The sequence below is a fragment of the Streptomyces sp. NPDC031100 genome (assembly GCF_055570785.1).
Genome location: NZ_JBVIGN010000018.1, coordinates 120,101 through 135,147 on the forward strand (window position 1 = coordinate 120,101; position 15,047 = coordinate 135,147).

Annotated in this window: 14 protein-coding genes; 4 read left to right on the forward strand and 10 right to left on the reverse strand. The window is 72.5% G+C overall.

Features of this window, described 5'->3' with window-relative positions; genetic code table 11:
• Positions 1-88 precede the first annotated feature (88 nt).
• The 8 genes from ACZ5DS_RS37920 to ACZ5DS_RS37955 all read right to left on the reverse strand — a co-directional run bounded on the left by ACZ5DS_RS37920 (position 89) and on the right by ACZ5DS_RS37955 (position 8,034).
• The gene (locus ACZ5DS_RS37920) at positions 89-997 is read right to left on the reverse strand and encodes a formyltransferase family protein (protein WP_468247858.1); all 909 of its coding nucleotides are present in this window, start codon (positions 995-997) and stop codon (positions 89-91) included.
• A gap of 23 nt (positions 998-1,020) precedes the next feature.
• Positions 1,021-1,542: a flavin reductase family protein gene (locus ACZ5DS_RS37925; protein ID WP_468247860.1), complete on the reverse strand. Its 522-nt coding sequence runs from the start codon at positions 1,540-1,542 to the stop codon at positions 1,021-1,023.
• A gap of 1 nt (position 1,543) precedes the next feature.
• Positions 1,544-2,026 (reverse strand): type II toxin-antitoxin system RatA family toxin, encoded by a 483-nt coding sequence (locus ACZ5DS_RS37930; RefSeq protein WP_468247861.1) that lies wholly within the window; start codon positions 2,024-2,026, stop codon positions 1,544-1,546.
• A 3-nt stretch (positions 2,027-2,029) separates the two neighbouring features.
• Positions 2,030-3,358 carry an aspartate aminotransferase family protein gene (locus ACZ5DS_RS37935; RefSeq protein ID WP_468247864.1) on the reverse strand — a complete coding sequence of 443 codons (1,329 nt, stop codon included), beginning with the start codon at positions 3,356-3,358 and terminating at the stop codon, positions 2,030-2,032.
• A complete protein-coding gene (locus ACZ5DS_RS37940; RefSeq protein ID WP_468247866.1) occupies positions 3,355-4,410 on the reverse strand; it encodes an SDR family oxidoreductase in 1,056 nt (351 codons plus the stop codon). Before ACZ5DS_RS37940 ends, ACZ5DS_RS37935 begins: the two co-directional genes overlap by 4 nt.
• Positions 4,411-4,597: 187 nt before the next feature.
• Positions 4,598-5,734, reverse strand: a complete 1,137-nt coding sequence (locus tag ACZ5DS_RS37945; RefSeq protein WP_468247867.1) for an acyl-CoA dehydrogenase — start codon at positions 5,732-5,734, stop codon at positions 4,598-4,600.
• A 157-nt stretch (positions 5,735-5,891) separates the two neighbouring features.
• Positions 5,892-7,304, reverse strand: a complete 1,413-nt coding sequence (locus ACZ5DS_RS37950; RefSeq protein WP_468247869.1) for a sensor histidine kinase — start codon at positions 7,302-7,304, stop codon at positions 5,892-5,894.
• Positions 7,305-7,329: 25 nt separating this feature from the next.
• Positions 7,330-8,034 carry a response regulator transcription factor gene (locus ACZ5DS_RS37955; protein WP_468247871.1) on the reverse strand — a complete coding sequence of 235 codons (705 nt, stop codon included), beginning with the start codon at positions 8,032-8,034 and terminating at the stop codon, positions 7,330-7,332.
• 255 nt (positions 8,035-8,289) lie between these two features.
• On the opposite strand from ACZ5DS_RS37955, the gene ACZ5DS_RS37960 reads away from it, so the two are divergent.
• From ACZ5DS_RS37960 to ACZ5DS_RS37975, 4 genes are read left to right on the forward strand one after another with little or no spacing between them, the layout of a single operon-like run.
• The gene (locus ACZ5DS_RS37960; protein ID WP_468247873.1) at positions 8,290-10,557 is read left to right on the forward strand and encodes an MMPL family transporter; all 2,268 of its coding nucleotides are present in this window, start codon (positions 8,290-8,292) and stop codon (positions 10,555-10,557) included.
• A gap of 58 nt (positions 10,558-10,615) precedes the next feature.
• On the forward strand, positions 10,616-11,161 hold the full coding sequence (locus ACZ5DS_RS37965) for an SRPBCC family protein (RefSeq protein WP_468247876.1): 546 nt from the start codon (positions 10,616-10,618) through the stop codon (positions 11,159-11,161).
• The gene (locus tag ACZ5DS_RS37970; RefSeq protein WP_468247878.1) at positions 11,158-11,559 is read left to right on the forward strand and encodes a hypothetical protein; all 402 of its coding nucleotides are present in this window, start codon (positions 11,158-11,160) and stop codon (positions 11,557-11,559) included. Before ACZ5DS_RS37965 ends, ACZ5DS_RS37970 begins: the two co-directional genes overlap by 4 nt.
• Positions 11,556-12,509, forward strand: coding sequence for an alpha/beta fold hydrolase (locus ACZ5DS_RS37975; protein WP_468247879.1), 954 nt, complete (start codon positions 11,556-11,558; stop codon positions 12,507-12,509). Before ACZ5DS_RS37970 ends, ACZ5DS_RS37975 begins: the two co-directional genes overlap by 4 nt.
• A gap of 18 nt (positions 12,510-12,527) precedes the next feature.
• Here ACZ5DS_RS37975 and ACZ5DS_RS37980 read toward each other — a convergent pair whose 3' ends face one another.
• Both ACZ5DS_RS37980 and ACZ5DS_RS37985 read right to left on the reverse strand, forming a co-directional pair.
• Positions 12,528-13,763, reverse strand: a complete 1,236-nt coding sequence (locus ACZ5DS_RS37980; protein ID WP_468247882.1) for an MFS transporter — start codon at positions 13,761-13,763, stop codon at positions 12,528-12,530.
• On the reverse strand, positions 13,760-14,899 hold the full coding sequence (locus ACZ5DS_RS37985; protein ID WP_468247884.1) for a PLP-dependent cysteine synthase family protein: 1,140 nt from the start codon (positions 14,897-14,899) through the stop codon (positions 13,760-13,762). Before ACZ5DS_RS37985 ends, ACZ5DS_RS37980 begins: the two co-directional genes overlap by 4 nt.
• Between the last annotated feature and the right edge of the window lie 148 nt (positions 14,900-15,047).

Below are 15,047 nucleotides of genomic sequence, written 5' to 3' on the forward strand. Positions count from 1 at the left end.
ACTTCATCCAGAGTACTACGAGATCGCACCACCCCGCCGGTGCCATCGAGGGGGGACGACGGCACCGGCGGGGAGCCGGGGAATGCGGTCACTCGGGGCGGGCGGCGCCCGCTGCCCGTACGCCGCTCGTTTCGGGTCGGTGGCCGTCGGAGTCCGTGGCGCCCGTGCCGCGGACGACCGTCAGGAAGTCCCGCAGGGTGACCAGCCTGAGTGCGTTCCGCCGTGCCTGTGCCAGGTGATGGCGCTCCGGATACGAGTAGTACGAGCCGCCCTCCGGTTGCGGCACCGCTGCGTCGAGGTAGGCGTCGAAGTCGGTGAGGATCTCGTCCAGCATGCCGACGCCCGCCCGGTTGACCCAGGAGTCGTTGAACAGGACGCTGCGGCCCGCGGGCGGCACCGTGACGCGTTGCGCGAGGACCGGGCCGGCGTCGATCTCCCGGCTCTCGATCAGGTGGGCCGAGATACCGAAGGGCGTGTCCGGCTCCAGGGCGCTGAAGAGGGTGGGGAACAGACCGCGGCAGTGCGGCAGGAAGGCCGCGTGCACGTTGATCACGGCTCGCTTCGGCGCGGCGATCACCCGCTCCCGCAGGATCTGGTCGAACCAGTAGATGACGATGAAGTCGAGGTCTGCCTCCTCCAGTTTCGCGGCGACAGCAGGTGAGTTGACGTTGCCGGTCCGTACGTACTCGATGCCGTGGGTCCGGCACAGCTCCTCCACCGAGCGACGGGTGCGCCTGCCGCCCCGCAGCGGGGCGAGCAGGCGGTCCGCGCGGACTACGGCCGGGTAGAGCATGAACGAGCAGGTGAGGTACGTCATGAAGCCGAGCCCGGACCGGCGTACGTTCCGGTAGGTCTGCTTGAGCAGTCCGCCTCGGCCGGTGGCGTACACGTCGCTGGTGACGACGACGGCGATGTCGTCGTGGTGGCGCTCGATGATGGTCTCGAGCGCGTCACCGAGTTGGGCGCACTCGGTGCTGAACAGGGCTATGCGGGGCATTGCGTGATCACCTCCGGGGCGGCTCAGGCGAGCTGCCGGTAGCGGCCGGCGTGCCGGACGAGCGGCTGGCCCTCGTCGTGACGGCAGCGGTCGGCGTGCCCGATGACGATGACGTGGTCGCCGCCCGGGTAGGTGCGCTCCACCGAGCACACGACCCAGGCGAGTGCGTCGTCGAGCGCCGGCAGGCCCTCGTACGGGTGGTGGGGCACCGAGGCGAAGCGGGCCTCCGGCGACGTCCCGGGTACGGCGAAGGCCGAGGCGGTCGCGGAGGCCCCCACCGGCAGTACGTTGACCAGGAACCGGCCGCTGTCCAGGATGCGTTCCAAGGTCTGCGAGCGGGCGCCGATGCCCAGCAGGACCAGCGGTGGGTTCAGGGACAGGGAGCAGACGGCGCTCGCGGTGACGCCCGCGGGACCCGCCGCCGTGGTCGTGGTGATGACCGTGACTCCCGCGGGCAGTTGGGCGAACGCGGCGCGCAGCGCGGATCCGTCGGGGCAGGCGAGGCCGGGCCTGGGGTGCGTGGCGGGGGCGGTGGATGGCGTCATGTCAGCCCCGTACGGTGTGCAGGTCGGCGGAGTCGACACCGGTGACGAACACCAGCGCGTCGCCGAGGAGTCCGACGAGGATCGCGCTGATGTTCTCGCGCAGGGTCCGCTCGGCGATCGGGTCGATGATCCGCTCCAGGGACGGCATGCCGAGGTCGAATTCGGCCGAGAACCGCACGGTGGTGTCCGCACCGGCCGACCTGACCGTCCAGGCGCCGTCGAAGCGTTCGAAGTCGCCGTCGATCTGCTCGAAGCCGAGGGTGAGGTTCTCGGCGTCCACCAAGTCGCGTTCGGCCCAGCGCAGTTCGCCGTTGCGGAAGTTCACCGACCACTCCGACACCAGGGTGCCGTCGGGTTCCGTACGTACCGTCACCTCGCGGACGGCGTCGGTGTGCTCGGGGTAGCGCTCGAAGTCCTTGAGGCGGTCGAAGACGGCGAGCGGGTCGGACCCGGGCAGCAGGGCCTCGATCTCTACGTGGCGCATGGGTCAGGCGGTCCTCTCGGCGAGTTCGGGCTGGTGCTGGTCCGGGGCGGGCGGTTGTGACTGGTCCGGGGCGGGCGGTTCGGGGTGGCGGGCGGCGACCGCTCGTGCGGCGCGGTGCACGGCGTCGAGCAGGGCGGCCAGGTCGTTGCGGCCGATGACCGCGGGGGGCGTCAGACGCAGGACGCGGTGGGCGTTGAGCGAGTGATTGACGAGGACTCCGCAGTCCATGAGCTCCATCACCAGGTCTCCGGCGACGCCCTCGTCGACGAGTTCGACGGCGATGAGCAGCCCCGCCCCCCGGACATCCCGCACGAGATGCGGGCAGACCTCGTGCAGCATCGCCGCCAGGTCGTCCCGCAACCGCGTTCCGATGCGGGCGGCCCGTTCGACCAGGCCCTCGGCGGCGATGGTCTCGACCGCGGCGGCGGCCGCCGCACAGGCGACGGGCGAGCCGGCGAAGGTGGAGGTGTGGATGAACGGGTCGCGGCTGAACGGCGCGTACGCCTCCGGGGTGGCGACCATCGCCGCCACCGGGATCACACCGCCGGACAGGTTCTTGCCCACCAGCAGGACGTCCGGCGTGACGCCCTCCCGGTCCGCTCCCCACCAGGTCCCGAGCCGGCCGAGGCCGGTCTGCACCTCGTCGAGGACGAACAGCGCCCCGTGCTCCCGGCACGCTCGCTGCACCGCCGTCAGATAGCCGGCCGGCGGGATGACGACGCCGTTCTCGCCCTGCACGGGTTCGAGCACCACGCACGCCTCCGGGGTGTCCGCCAGCGCCCGCCCCACGGCGTCGGCGTCCCCGTAGGGCACGTGCCGCACGTCGGGGACCAGAGGCCGGAACGGCGCCTGGTACAGCTCCCGGGCGGTGAGGCTGAGCGCTCCCATGGTCTTGCCGTGGTAGCCGCCCGCCGTGGAGATCAGGTGCCGCTTGCCGTGCGCGCGGGCGAGTTTGATCGCGGCCTCCGTCGCCTCCGCGCCGGAGTTGACGAAATGCACGTACTCCAGTCCGGCGGGGGCCACGCCCGCGAGCGCCTCGGCCGCCCTCGCGGCGACCGGTTCCAGCAGGATCCGGGTGGCCAGGGCGTGCCTGCGCAGCTGTGTGGCGACGGCCTGGACGACCTTCGGGTGCTGGTGCCCGAGGATGAACACCCCATAGCCGCCGCAGTCGATGTAGCGACGCCCCGACGCGTCCCACACGTGGAGGCCCCTGGAGGCGACTTCCACCAGGCCGCCGGTGACCTCGGCGAGCCGGGCCCGGCCACGGCTGATGTGGCGCCGGTAGCTCCGCGCGACGGCGGCGGGGTCGACCGTCGCGAACTCGTCGCTCATGCGGCCGCTCCCTCGGGAGTGCGGGAGCGGGCCAGGTTCCGGACGTGCACCAGGTGGTCGATCGAGGCGTCGACGGCGGACCGGACCTGCTTCGCGCTGAGCGCCCCCGGACCGCCTGCCAGGGTGCCGAGGGTGCAGGGCAGCGGCTCGGCCGTGTCGAACAGCGCCGTCATCGCCAGCATGTCGTCGAACTTGCGGCGGGCCGCCGGCGGCAGCGGGTCGATGAACACCGGGCGGACCAGCCGGTCCACCATGTCCGGGTCGACGAGCCGTGGCACGGGCATGGGTATGCCGAAGGCGTCGGCGCGGGCCTGGCAGGCGCCCACCACCTCGCTCGCCGTGGGGGCCGCCGCGCCCGTGGTGAGCCAGTGCTCCGCACCGCCGAACGGCCGGTCCAGGAGAGCGGCCAGTGCCTCGGCCGCGACGTCGCGCGGGATGACGTCGGCACGGGCGGCCGGGTCGAGCGGGAGCAGCGGGACCGAGCCCTTCAGGAGCGCGGTGACGATGGAGTGCAGCCCCTGGAAGCGGGGGATGAAGCCGGTTTCCCGGTCGCCGATGATCACCGACGGCCGGGCGATGGTGTACGGCAGCCCGCAGGAGCGGACCAGTTCCTCGGCCGCGCGCTTGGAGTCGAGGTAGTGGTCCGGGACCGCGGTCGCCTCGCCCTGCGCCCGGCCGGCGACCTGCCGGGTCAGTTCCGTACGGGCGACGAACGCCGTGCTGACGTAGAGGAGTTCGGCGCCGGCCCGGGCGGCGAACTCGATGACCCGTTCCGTGCCCCGCGTGTTCAGCTCGGCGGTGGCCTGCGCGCCGGCCCCGAAGTCGGTGGTGGCGCCGCAGTGCACGACGGTGTCGACGATGTCCGCGAGCCAGTGGTACGTGGCGTCGTCCACGCCCAGCCGGGCAGCTGCCAGGTCCCCGCGGACCTGCTCCGCGGGGACGTCGGAGCTGTGGACGAGGGCGATCACGCGGTGGCGGCCGAGCAGCGGCAGCAGGGCGCTGCCGAGCACGCCGGACGCACCGGTGAGCAGGACGGTCTTGCGCTGGTTCAAGGATGATCTCCTGGTGCGGGGCTCGGGCGGGTGCGCCGCGAGCCGAAGGATCGGGGAGCCGCGGACCTGCCCCGGCGGCGGCCTTCGGACGGGTCCGAGGCGGACGGGAGCCCGAGGGCCCGGGAGCCGGGACGGCGCGCGGTAACGGCCGGTCAGGCGGAGGGTGGGGTGGGCCGGCCGGGTACGGTCACGCGATCGTCAGTGCGGCGCCCGTGAAGTAGTCGCGCAGAGCCGCGGCCATGCGGGAACGGGACGGCGGGTGGAAGGCCAGCGCCTGGGTGCAGGAGGCGAGGTAGGCCACCTGCGGGTCGCCGATGAAGGCCATGCCGCCGAGCGACTCCACACAGCGCTGCACCGCGCGGGCGATGGCGTCCTGTGCGGAGTACCGGCACACCAGCGCCGCGGCCAGTGCCTCCTGCCCCGAGAAACCGTGCCCCATACGGAAGGCGATGCCCTCCACGGCACCCATCACGGCCTCCAACTCCGTGACGAGCGCCGCCTGTTCGGTCACCGAGACCCGGTCCGCGAGCAGCACACGCTCGGCGAGGGCACTCGCGGCGCCGAGGTACGAAGCGGTCATCAGCAGCTCGAACCAGAGGAAACCCGCGGTCTGCAGCGCGTCGAGACCACCGGCGGCCTCGGGGGTGATCCGCACCAGCAGGTCCTCCGGGACCGCGACCCGGTCGAGGATCACCGCCTCGCTCTCCGCTCCGGCGAGCACCGGCGTCGTCCAGAAGGGCTCCACCCGCATGCCGTCCGAGCCGGCGGGAACGAGGGCCACGGCCATCTGCGTGCCCTCGCCGTCGGCGCGCGGCACGGTCACGGAAGCCGTCAGCAGGTCCATCGAACGGGCGAGGCTGCACGGCTTCTTGCTGCCGGAGACGAGGATCCGCCCGTCTTCCGCCTGCTCGGCGCGCATGGTCGGCGACAGGATGTGCCGGCCCGGCTGTCCCTCGGCGAATCCGGAGGCCAGCAGCAGGCCGTCCCGGGCGACACCCTCCAACAGCATCCACTCCAGACCCTGGTTGACCCGGTGGGTCTCCACCAGGCCGGCCACGGAGAAGTGGTGCATCGTGGTGGCCACCGCCAGCGACGGCGACCGGGAGCCCACGGCGCGCTGGACGCGGACGGCGTGGACCGCGTCCGCTCCCGTACCCGAGTGTTCGGACGGTACCAACAGGGCGGGGCCGCCCGCCTTCTTGAACGCCTCGAAGGCCGGGCTCCCGGGACGCTCCAGAACCTCCCAGTCGTGGTCGGACAACGTGCCGTCGAGCCCCGGCAGCAGGTCTTCCAGCGCGGTGCGCTCGGTGCGCATGAACCGCATGCTTCCCCCTTGGTGCACATGTTCGGTCTGACGGACAACGACGCTATGAGCACCACGTGCAGCCCCGTTTCAGGGGAGCTTCAGCTCGTGTGCAGACATGTCTGCACTTGGCCGTTCGCAGGCCTGCACCACTTCTGCCGTGCGGCGGGAGAGCGTGTCACGAGCGCCTGCCGGCGTCGCTGCGCGTCAGGGTGGCCACGCCGGGGATGTCCCGTGCCAGGTCCACCTCGGCGACCAGGCCTTGGGGCTCGGCGGAGGCCAACGACAGGCGGCCGCCTCCGGCTTCGAGCAGCGTGGTGGCGATGGCCAGACCCAGCCCGGAGCCCGACCGGTTCCCGATCTGCTCACCACGCCAGAACCGGTCCGTCGTGCGTTCCCTGTCCTGGGCACTCATGCCCGGCCCCTCGTCCGTGACGGTCACCCGCGCACGGGTGTCGTCCGCCCAGGTGTGCACGGTGATCCGACCTCCGGCGGGGGAGAAGCCCAGGGCGTTGTCCAGCAGCACGTCCAGCACCTGGTCCAGTACACCGGGCTGGCAACAGGCCACCACCTGGTCGCCCTTGACCACGATGGTCACGTCGGCTGCTGCCGCCTGCGGGCTCCAGGCGCGGGCACGCGCTTCGGCCACCGAGCGCACCTCCACGAACGTGGTTCCGCTATCGGCCTCACAGGCGCGGGCCAGCGCGAGCAGTTCGTCGAGGATCCGTCCGAGCCGGTCGGCCTCCGCCAGTGCCTGCGCAAGGTGCGGGCGTGCGGCCTCGGTGACCGCGGACTCCAGCACGTCCATCCGCAGCCGCAACGCCGAGAGCGGGTTGCGCAGTTGGTGCGAGGCGTCCGCGACGAAGCTGCGCTGGGCCTCCAGGAGCGCGACGAGCCGGTCGGTCATGGTGTTCACGGCGGCGGCGAGCTCGCGGATCTCCGCCGGACCGCTCTCGGTGGCCGCCCGTGTGTCGTAGCGTCCCTGTGCGATCGCGCCGACTGCCTGGTGCAGCTGGCGGACCGGGCCCAGACTCCACCGCGACAGCGGTACGGCGGCCGCCGCGGCCGCCAGCAGTCCCATCGCGGCGACCCCCAGGAGTGCGGCGTTCTGCCCCAGTGCCCGCGCCCGAAGGGACGTCGTGGGCGAGATGGTGGCGACCGCGCCGATCACCCGGCCGTGCTCGAAGACCGGTGCGGCGACGAGCAGCGGCTCGGCGGAGAGGTTGAACGGGTAGTCGAGCGGTAGGTTCGGATTGCCGTCCAGAGCGCGCCGTATGGTCCGTTGCCAGTCGGCACGCTCGATCCTGGTGCCGGGGCGTGTGGAGACGGCGATCTCCCCCTGGTCGTCGAGGAGCAGGACCGCCCTGTTCCGGTGTGCGCCGTAGGACGCGGCGCGGGCGGCCCACGAGGCGTCCGACGCGGGAGTGGCCGTCCGGGCCGCTGCCGCGGCCAGCTTCTCCGTGTCGTTGACCTGGGCGATGGCCAGGTGATGGAACTCGTTCATCACGAGGCTCAGGGCGAGCGGGACCTCCAGCGCCAGCAGCAGCACCGCCGTCAGCGAGAGGTACGTGATCAGCAGATGGCGGCGCACGGCCGGCACCTCCCGGGGTGTGTGGTCACTGCCTGGCCGGCGCGCCGAGGCGGAAGCCGACCCCGCGCAGGGTCTCGATCCACTCGTAGCCGCCGAGCTTGGTGCGCAGACTTCCGATGTGCACGTCGAGGGTGCGGGTCGAGCCGTACCAGTTCTCGTCCCACACGCGCGAGATGATCGCCTCGCGGGTGTGCACGGTGTCGGGGTCCTCGGCCAGCATCACCAGCAGGTCGAACTCCTTGCGGGTGAGCTGCAGGGTCCGTCCGTCCAGCCTGGCGGTGCGGCTGCGCAGGTCGAACCGGAGCCCGCCGGCGGTCAGTACGTCCTGCGCACCGCCGTGGCACGCGGGATCGTGCCCGTGGCCGTCCAGCCCGCAGCGGCAGGAGCGGCGGGCCACGGCCTCTATACGCGCGTTGAGTTCGTGCACGCTGTACGGCTTGACGACGTAGTCGTCCGCACCCGCGTGCAGGCCCATCACCCGGTCGATCTCCTCGGCGCGGGCGGTGAGGGCGATGACGGGTACGGCCGACTGTGCCCGGATGCGCTTGCACACCTCGACGCCGTCCAGGTCGGGCAGTCCCAGGTCGAGCAGGATGAACTCGCACTCCTCCAGGCGCTCCAGCGCCTCCGCACCGGTGTGCACGACGACGACGTGATGTCCTCGCATGCCCAGTGCGCTCTTCAGCGCGTCGGCCACGCGCGCGTCGTCCTCGACCACCAGCATGTTCATGCGTCCCCCGTGTCCTGCGGTGCGACAGAGCCGTGGTCCTACGGCACAGCCGTGGTCCGGCCCCCGTGAGTCAACTGCTAAGGAGCTTAGTCGTACTCGGGTGCAAGGAGAATTGCAGTTCGCCTGAACTGCGCCTGTGACTGCGCTGCTTGTCCCCCTCCTACCGTCGGAACTCCTGCCCCGCGGCGACCGGGCCGCACCCCCGCAGCCCGTCGCGCTCGAAGCCACGGGGCCTGTCCGTCGCAGGGAGCTGCTGTGAGCGACACATCGACCAGAACCACGCCCGGCCACGAGGCCGCCGGTGCCCCCGCCGCACCCGACGGCGGCCCGCCCTCCCGCCTGGCCGCTCTTGGCCGGTCCGTCGCCCGCAGGCGGCTGCCGGTCCTGCTGCTCACGCTCGTGGTGGTGGCCATCGCGGCGGTCTTCGGCGGTGGCGTCGCCCAGCGTCTGTCCAGCGGAGGGTTCACCGACCCCAAGTCCGAGTCCACCAAGGCGGAACGATTCCTTTCCGACCGCTTCGGGACCGGCGTGCCGAACCTGGTGCTGCTGGCCCGCGCACCCGGCTCCGTGGACGATCCGGCCGCGGCCGCAGCGGGACGCGCCCTGACCGAACGCGTGGCCAAGGCCCCGGGAGTCCTGTCCGCGGGGTCCTACTGGACCCTGCCCGGCGCGGCGCCGCTGCGCTCCAAGGACGGGCGTTCCGCCCTCGTGCTGGTCCGGCTGGGTGGCAGCGAGGACGACTTCCGCGCCACCGCCAAACGACTCGTCCCGCAGGTCAGGGGCGAGCAGGGCGTCCTCGACGTCTCGGTCACCGGCTCCGCCCAGGTCTCCGTGGAGATCGAGAAGCGCAGCGAACAGGACCTGACCAAGGCGGAGGCCATCACCGCCCCGGCGACCCTGCTGATCCTCCTCGTGGTCTTCGGCAGCGCGGTCGCCGCCACGCTGCCCCTCGCCGTGGGCCTGCTGTCCGTGCTCGGCACCTTCCTCGTCCTGCGCCTGCTGTCCACGGTGGTCTCGGTGTCGGTGTTCGCCACCAACATCACCACCGCCCTGGGGCTGGGCCTGGCCATCGACTACAGCCTGTTCATCGTCACCCGGTACCGCGAGGAACTGGCGAGCGGCAAGGACGTCCCCGAGGCCATCGCCGAGACCGTGCGCACCGCCGGCCGTACCGTCCTGTTCTCGGCGGTCACCGTGGCGCTGTCCCTCGCCGGGCTGCTGGTCTTCCCGCTGTACTTCCTGCGCTCCTTCGCCTACGCGGGCATGGCCGTCGTCGCGCTGGCCGCGCTCGGCGCCGTCCTCGTGCTGCCCGCCCTGCTGGCCCTGCTCGGACGCCGGGTCGACGCCTGGAACGTGCACCGGCTGCTCCGGCGCGGCCGCGACCGCCGTCCCGCAGGGCAGTCCGGCGAGGATCCGGGCTTCTGGCACCGGCTCGCCACGGCCGTGATGCGCCGCCCCGCGCTGTTCGCGCTCGCCGTCGTGGCGCTGCTCGTCACCCTCGGACTGCCGTTCACCCGGGCCTCGTTCGGCATCACCGACGACCGTGAACTGCCCGCCTCCGCGCCCGCCCATGTCGCGGCCCAGGCCGTCCGGGACGACTTCGACAGCCGGGAGAACTCGGCCCTGTCCGTGGTTCTGCCGACCACGCCCGCAGATCGCGTCGGCTCCTACGCGGCCCGGATCTCCACGCTCCCCGGTGTCTCCCGTGTGGACGCCGCGACCGGGTCGTACGCGGGCGGGAAGCAGGTCGCCGGGGCCGGCCCGGCGTCCGCCCGCTTCCGTGCCCCGGGCGCCACCTGGATGTCGGTGGTCCCCTCGGCCGAACCGTACTCCGACGCGGGGGCACGGCTCGTCGAGCGGCTCCGTGCGGCGCCGGGGCATGTCCTCGTCGGCGGCCAGGCCGCTCTGCTGGTGGACACGCGCGACGCGTTGGCCGACGGGCTGCCGTGGACCGGGCTCATCATCGCCGGCACCACCCTGGTCCTGCTGTTCCTGTTCACCGGCAGCCTGCTCATCCCGGTCAAGGCCGTCGTCTTCAACCTGCTGAGCCTCAGCGCGACCTTCGGGGCGATGGTGTACGTCTTCCAGGACGGCCATCTCCAGTGGCTCGTCGGGGACTTCACCGAGACGGGCCTGCTCGACATCAGCATGCCGGTCCTGATGTTCTGCGTCGCCTTCGGCCTGTCCATGGACTACGAGGTCTTCCTGCTCTCCCGCATCCGGGAGGTGTACCTGGAGACGGGAGACAACGCCCGCGCCGTCGCGCTCGGACTGGAGCGCACCGGACGGCTGGTCAGCGCCGCCGCCCTGCTGTTCGCCACGGTCATGGCGGCGTTCGCGACCTCGGGGCTCACCATCCTCAAACTGCTCGGCGTCGGACTGGCGCTGGCCGTGATCATGGATGCCACCGTGGTACGCGGGCTTCTCGTCCCGTCCGTGATGCAGCTGGCCGGCCGCGCCAACTGGTGGGCCCCAGGGCCCCTGCGACGGCTGCACGAACGCCTTGGTCCGAAGGAAGCCTGAACCGCCCCGGGCGGCCCGCGTCAGGGGCGGGCCGCCCGCCGACAAGGAGAGGCAACCGATGCAGCAGCCGACCGCGATCGGAAGCGTCCACGTCCACGCCCGACCGGGCACCGTCTACCGACTGCTCACCGACCTGTCCCAGTGGCGTGGCTTCGTCGCCGAGTGCCGGGTCGCGCCGGGCCGGTTCACCGCGCGCGTGGGCGAGCGGTTCCGCGGCACGAACCGTCGCGGCCCCCTGGTCTGGCGTACGACCGCCACGATCACCCAGGCGACGCCCGACCGGTGCCTCGCCTTCCGCGTCACCCTGTTCGGCAGCCCGGTGTCCGACTGGCGTTACGACATCGTGCCCACCGACCGCGGCTGCCGGGTGACCGAGAGCACCCGTGATCACCGAGGACTGCTGCTGCGTGCGGTCTCGCTCGCGGCCACCGGTGTCCTCGACCGGGCGGCCCTCAACCGCCGGAACATCCAGCGCACCCTCACCCGGCTCAAGGCACTGGCGGAGGCGGCGGAGGGCGCGGGCGCCGGCGAGGAGAAGGGCGGCGGCCCTCGGCGAGAGGAGAATCAGCAAGGAGATCTCGGCATCGAGGGGACGCGCCGGTGAACCCCGTCGTGCTCTCGGGGCTGTCGCAGATCGCGCTCGGAGCCTGTACGGGCTTCCCCTACGCCCTCGCGGTGACGGACGCAGACCGCCTGCGCCGCGCCGGCGTCAGGGCCCCCCATCGCATCCGCCAGTTCCATCTGGACCTCATCATCATGGGCTCGCTCGTCGCCATGGCCGGAACCGCCGTTCCCGACATGCCCCGTTGGGTGGCACTGCCCCTCGTGATCGGCGGTTGGACCAACACCCTGTCTTTCGTACCGCCCGCACTGGTGCCCGAGGCAGAGGGGCACCCGGTCTACCGCGCTGCCGTAGCCGCCTCGTTCACGACGACGACGTTCGCCTGGGTCTCCCTTGCGGCCGTCGCGCACCGCCGCCTGCGCGCGGCCTCCGGCCGATGAGCAGCCCCTCCCCGCGCATCGCGGCCTACGCGAACGACTACGGCAGGCCCGCCACCCCCGACTGGCGTGTCGTCGACTGGGCGGCGCGGGAGAGGGACTTCTCCCTGTCCGGCCGCCGCCTCCACTACGTGGACCACGGCACCGGAGAGGAGACGTTCGTCCTCGTCCACGGGATGGGCGGGCGGTGGCAGCACTGGCTGGAGAACATTCCCGCGCTCGCCCGCCGGGGGCGTGTCGTGGCCCTGGACCTCCCCGGCTTCGGCCGCTCCGCGGCGCCGCGGTACGGCTACTCCCTCGACGGGTTCGCCTACGTCACCGCCGCGCTGTGCCACGAACTGGAGCTGAGCCGTGTGGTGTTCCTGGGGCACTCGCTCGGCGGGTCCGTCGCAGTCCGCTTCGCCGTACGGCACCCGGAGCTGGTGCGCGCCATCGTCCCGGTGTCCGGTGCCGTCGACCTGTTCAGCACCGTGCTGAGCCTGCGCGGGATCCCCGCGGCGGCCCGAACGTCCCCGCGCACGGTGTCCTCGACCCTCTTCGAGGTGCTGACCGCCGGCCTCCCGACGCCCGCCGGGCTGCGACGGCGCATCGCCGCCGCGTCGTGGGCGCGGCGGGCCGTTCTCTGGCCCTATCTGCGGGACCCCGCCCGGATCCGGCCCGACACCGCTGCCTTGCTGATCGACGGGGCGGGCGCCCGCGGAGTCCTGCCGACCGCGCGGGCCGTGGCGACGGCCGATCCCTTCGACGGTGTGGAGCGGGTGCGGTGCCCGATCCTGGTGGTGAACGCGGACGACGACCCGATCTCCCCCGTCGTACGGCTCGCCGGGTTCACTCGCGCCACCGCGCCGCTGGAGAGCGTGGTGATCGAGCGAACGGGCCACATGCCCATGCTGGAGCGCCCCGACGCCTTCAACACGGAGCTGGCCCGGTTTCTCGACACGCTGGACGACTGACGCTCGTCGTTCGTCTGCTCAGGCCCTCCGTACGGTCAGCCTGCCGCTGCCGGCCAGGGTCGCGATGGAGGTGGCGCAGGCGAGGCCGGTGAGGGTCAGGACGGCCCATGCCAGCCAGCGGGCGTCGTGGCGTGCGGAGTAGTCCCAGAGGGCACCGGTGGCCAGGTTCCCGAGGGTGATGCCGAGGCCGGAGACGGTGTTGTAGAGGCCGTAGTGCGTGGCGACCAGGCGGTTGCCGGAGAGGGCGACGACGGTGTCCATCTCGAAGGGGTAGACCACCGCGCTGCCCGCGGCCAGCAGGACGACGGCCGCCACCAGCGCGGCGATCAGGGGCAGTTCGGAGCCGGGCGGGGTGAGGGCGAGCGGCAGGAAGGCCAGACCCATGGCGGTCAGGCCGCGCACCAGTGCCTGGCTGGTGGTGTACCGGTGCTTCACCCAGCCGGTCAGGCGCAGCTGCCCCGCCACGGCGACGGCGGCCGACACGACGAACAGGCCGCTGGTGACCGCCGTTCCCCCGGAACCGAGGGCACTGGACGCGGCCAGGGGCAGAGCCAGGTAGACCTGGAAGGTCAGGACGTACGAGCCGATCATGGCGACGGAGAAGGAGAGGAACGGACGGTTGGTCACGACCGTGCGCCACTGCGCCAGCACGCCCTTCCCGCCCTCGCCGCCGGCCTGCGCCCGGCGTTCCGGCAGGGCCCGCCACTGCAGCAGGGTCAGGGCGGCGAAGACACCGGCCGCGACGGTGCACACCAGCCGGAAGTCGGCGGCGAGCAGGGCCAGTCCGACCAGCGGGCCGAGCAGTATGCCGGTCTGGAAGTAGACGTTGAAGGTGGCGAAGGCGTCGACGCGCCGCTCACCCGCCTCGACGGCGATGTAGGCGCGGACGGCCGGGTTGAACAAGGCTCCGGCGAAGCCGGTCGCGGCGGACGCGGCGACCAGGGCGGGCAGGTTGTCGACCCGGCCGAGCAGGCCGAAACCGACCGTGCGCAGGAGGAGGCCGGCCATGATCGGTGCCTTGTAGCCGAAACGGTCGGCGATCGTGCCGCCGAGGAGGAACATGCCCTGTTGGGAGAAGTTCCGTACGCCGAGCACGAGTCCCACCGCCCAGGCGGCGAGGCCGAGCCGGCCGGACAGGTGCGCGGCCAGATAGGGCATGAGCATGTAGAAGGCGAGATTGATGGCGAACTGGTTGGCCATCAGCAGCCGTACGGCGGGCGGGAAGGAGCGGGTCTGCCGCCAGAGGTTCCTCATCGGGCGGCCCCCGCCAGGGCTCGCTCGCTGGTGACGGACAGGGGGTCGACCACCCGGGTGCAGCGGGTCCACCGGGTGACGACTCGCTCGAAGGGGTGGCCGATCTCGTCCGGGTCGTCGGCGGGCAGGCGGCCGAGCAGGTGGTGCTGCCGGCAGTAGGCGTCGTCGTAGAGGGTGCCGACGTAGCGTTGGGGGCCGTCGGGGAAGACGGCGACGATCCGGTCCTCGGCGGGCAGGGTGCGGGCCAGCCAGCGGGCGACGAGGGCGACGGCGCCGACGCTCCAGCCGCCGGTGGCGTAGTGGTGGCGGGCCAGGTGCCGGGCGGCCCAGACGGCTTCGGGGGCGGCGACCCAGTGGACCTCGTCGAAGAGGTCGTAGGCGACGTTGCGCGGGTAGATGCTGCTGCCCAGACCGCGCATCAGGCGGGGGCGGGCGGGCTGGCCGAAGATCGTCGAGCCGGTGGTGTCCACGCCCACGACCCGAAGACGCGGGAAGAAGCCGCGCAACACGCAGGCGACACCTGCCGAGTGGCCGCCGGTGCCGACGGCGGCCACCAGGGTGTCGATCCGGCCGAGCTGGGCGACGAGTTCGTGGGCGAGCGGGGCGTAGGCGGCGATGTTGTCGGGGTTGTTGTACTGGTCGGGGCACCAGGCGTCGGGGTCGGCCGCGAGGAGCTCCGCGACCCGGGCACGGCGCGCCTCCTGCCAGCCGCCGGCGGCGTGCGCAGTGGTGACGAGGTCGACGTCGGCTCCGTAGGCGGTGAGCAACCCGGTCATCAGGGGTTCCATGCCGGGGTCGCCAACGACGGTGACCGGGTGGCCGTAGGCGGCCCCGGCCAGGGCCAGGCCGAGGCCGAGGGTGCCGGAGGTGGACTCGACGATGCGGGCGCCGGGCAGCAGGTGCCCGCGTTCACGTGCGGCCCGGACCATGTACAGGGCGCTTCGGTCCTTGATCCCGCCGGGATTGTGGCCTTCCAGCTTGGCCCAGAAGCCACGGCCGACGGCGGTGAAGGGCTCGCCGATCCACAGGACGGGGGTGTCGCCGACCAGGCCGGCCGGGGTGTTCGCCGGGCGTTTGGCCTCGGCGAGGAGCTGAGCGGGGGAGGCGGGGACGGTGATACGCGTGGGGTCGTTCATGGCGTGCTTCTCCCGAGGCCGACGGCGCGAAGGCGCGACACCGACCGTGATGACGCTGGGGTGGGGGCTGGCCGTCTGCCGTCACCGGAGTGGCCGAGCGCGGGACGCGCGCGGCTGCAGGGGCGGGTGAGCGCGGGGCTCACCGGGC

What these genes read in the sequence shown, in the direction of transcription:
- ACZ5DS_RS37955 (WP_468247871.1), bottom strand. Translation starts at nt 8,034, where the DNA reads ATGAACATGCTGGTGGTCGAGGACGACGCGCGCGTGGCCGACGCGCTG.
- ACZ5DS_RS37965 (WP_468247876.1), top strand. Translation starts at nt 10,616, where the DNA reads ATGCAGCAGCCGACCGCGATCGGAAGCGTCCACGTCCACGCCCGACCG.
- ACZ5DS_RS37985 (WP_468247884.1), bottom strand. Translation starts at nt 14,899, where the DNA reads ATGAACGACCCCACGCGTATCACCGTCCCCGCCTCCCCCGCTCAGCTC.
- ACZ5DS_RS37945 (WP_468247867.1), bottom strand. Translation starts at nt 5,734, where the DNA reads ATGCGGTTCATGCGCACCGAGCGCACCGCGCTGGAAGACCTGCTGCCG.
- ACZ5DS_RS37935 (WP_468247864.1), bottom strand. Translation starts at nt 3,358, where the DNA reads ATGAGCGACGAGTTCGCGACGGTCGACCCCGCCGCCGTCGCGCGGAGC.
- ACZ5DS_RS37975 (WP_468247879.1), top strand. Translation starts at nt 11,556, where the DNA reads ATGAGCAGCCCCTCCCCGCGCATCGCGGCCTACGCGAACGACTACGGC.
- ACZ5DS_RS37920 (WP_468247858.1), bottom strand. Translation starts at nt 997, where the DNA reads ATGCCCCGCATAGCCCTGTTCAGCACCGAGTGCGCCCAACTCGGTGAC.
- ACZ5DS_RS37980 (WP_468247882.1), bottom strand. Translation starts at nt 13,763, where the DNA reads ATGAGGAACCTCTGGCGGCAGACCCGCTCCTTCCCGCCCGCCGTACGG.
- ACZ5DS_RS37925 (WP_468247860.1), bottom strand. Translation starts at nt 1,542, where the DNA reads ATGACGCCATCCACCGCCCCCGCCACGCACCCCAGGCCCGGCCTCGCC.
- ACZ5DS_RS37930 (WP_468247861.1), bottom strand. Translation starts at nt 2,026, where the DNA reads ATGCGCCACGTAGAGATCGAGGCCCTGCTGCCCGGGTCCGACCCGCTC.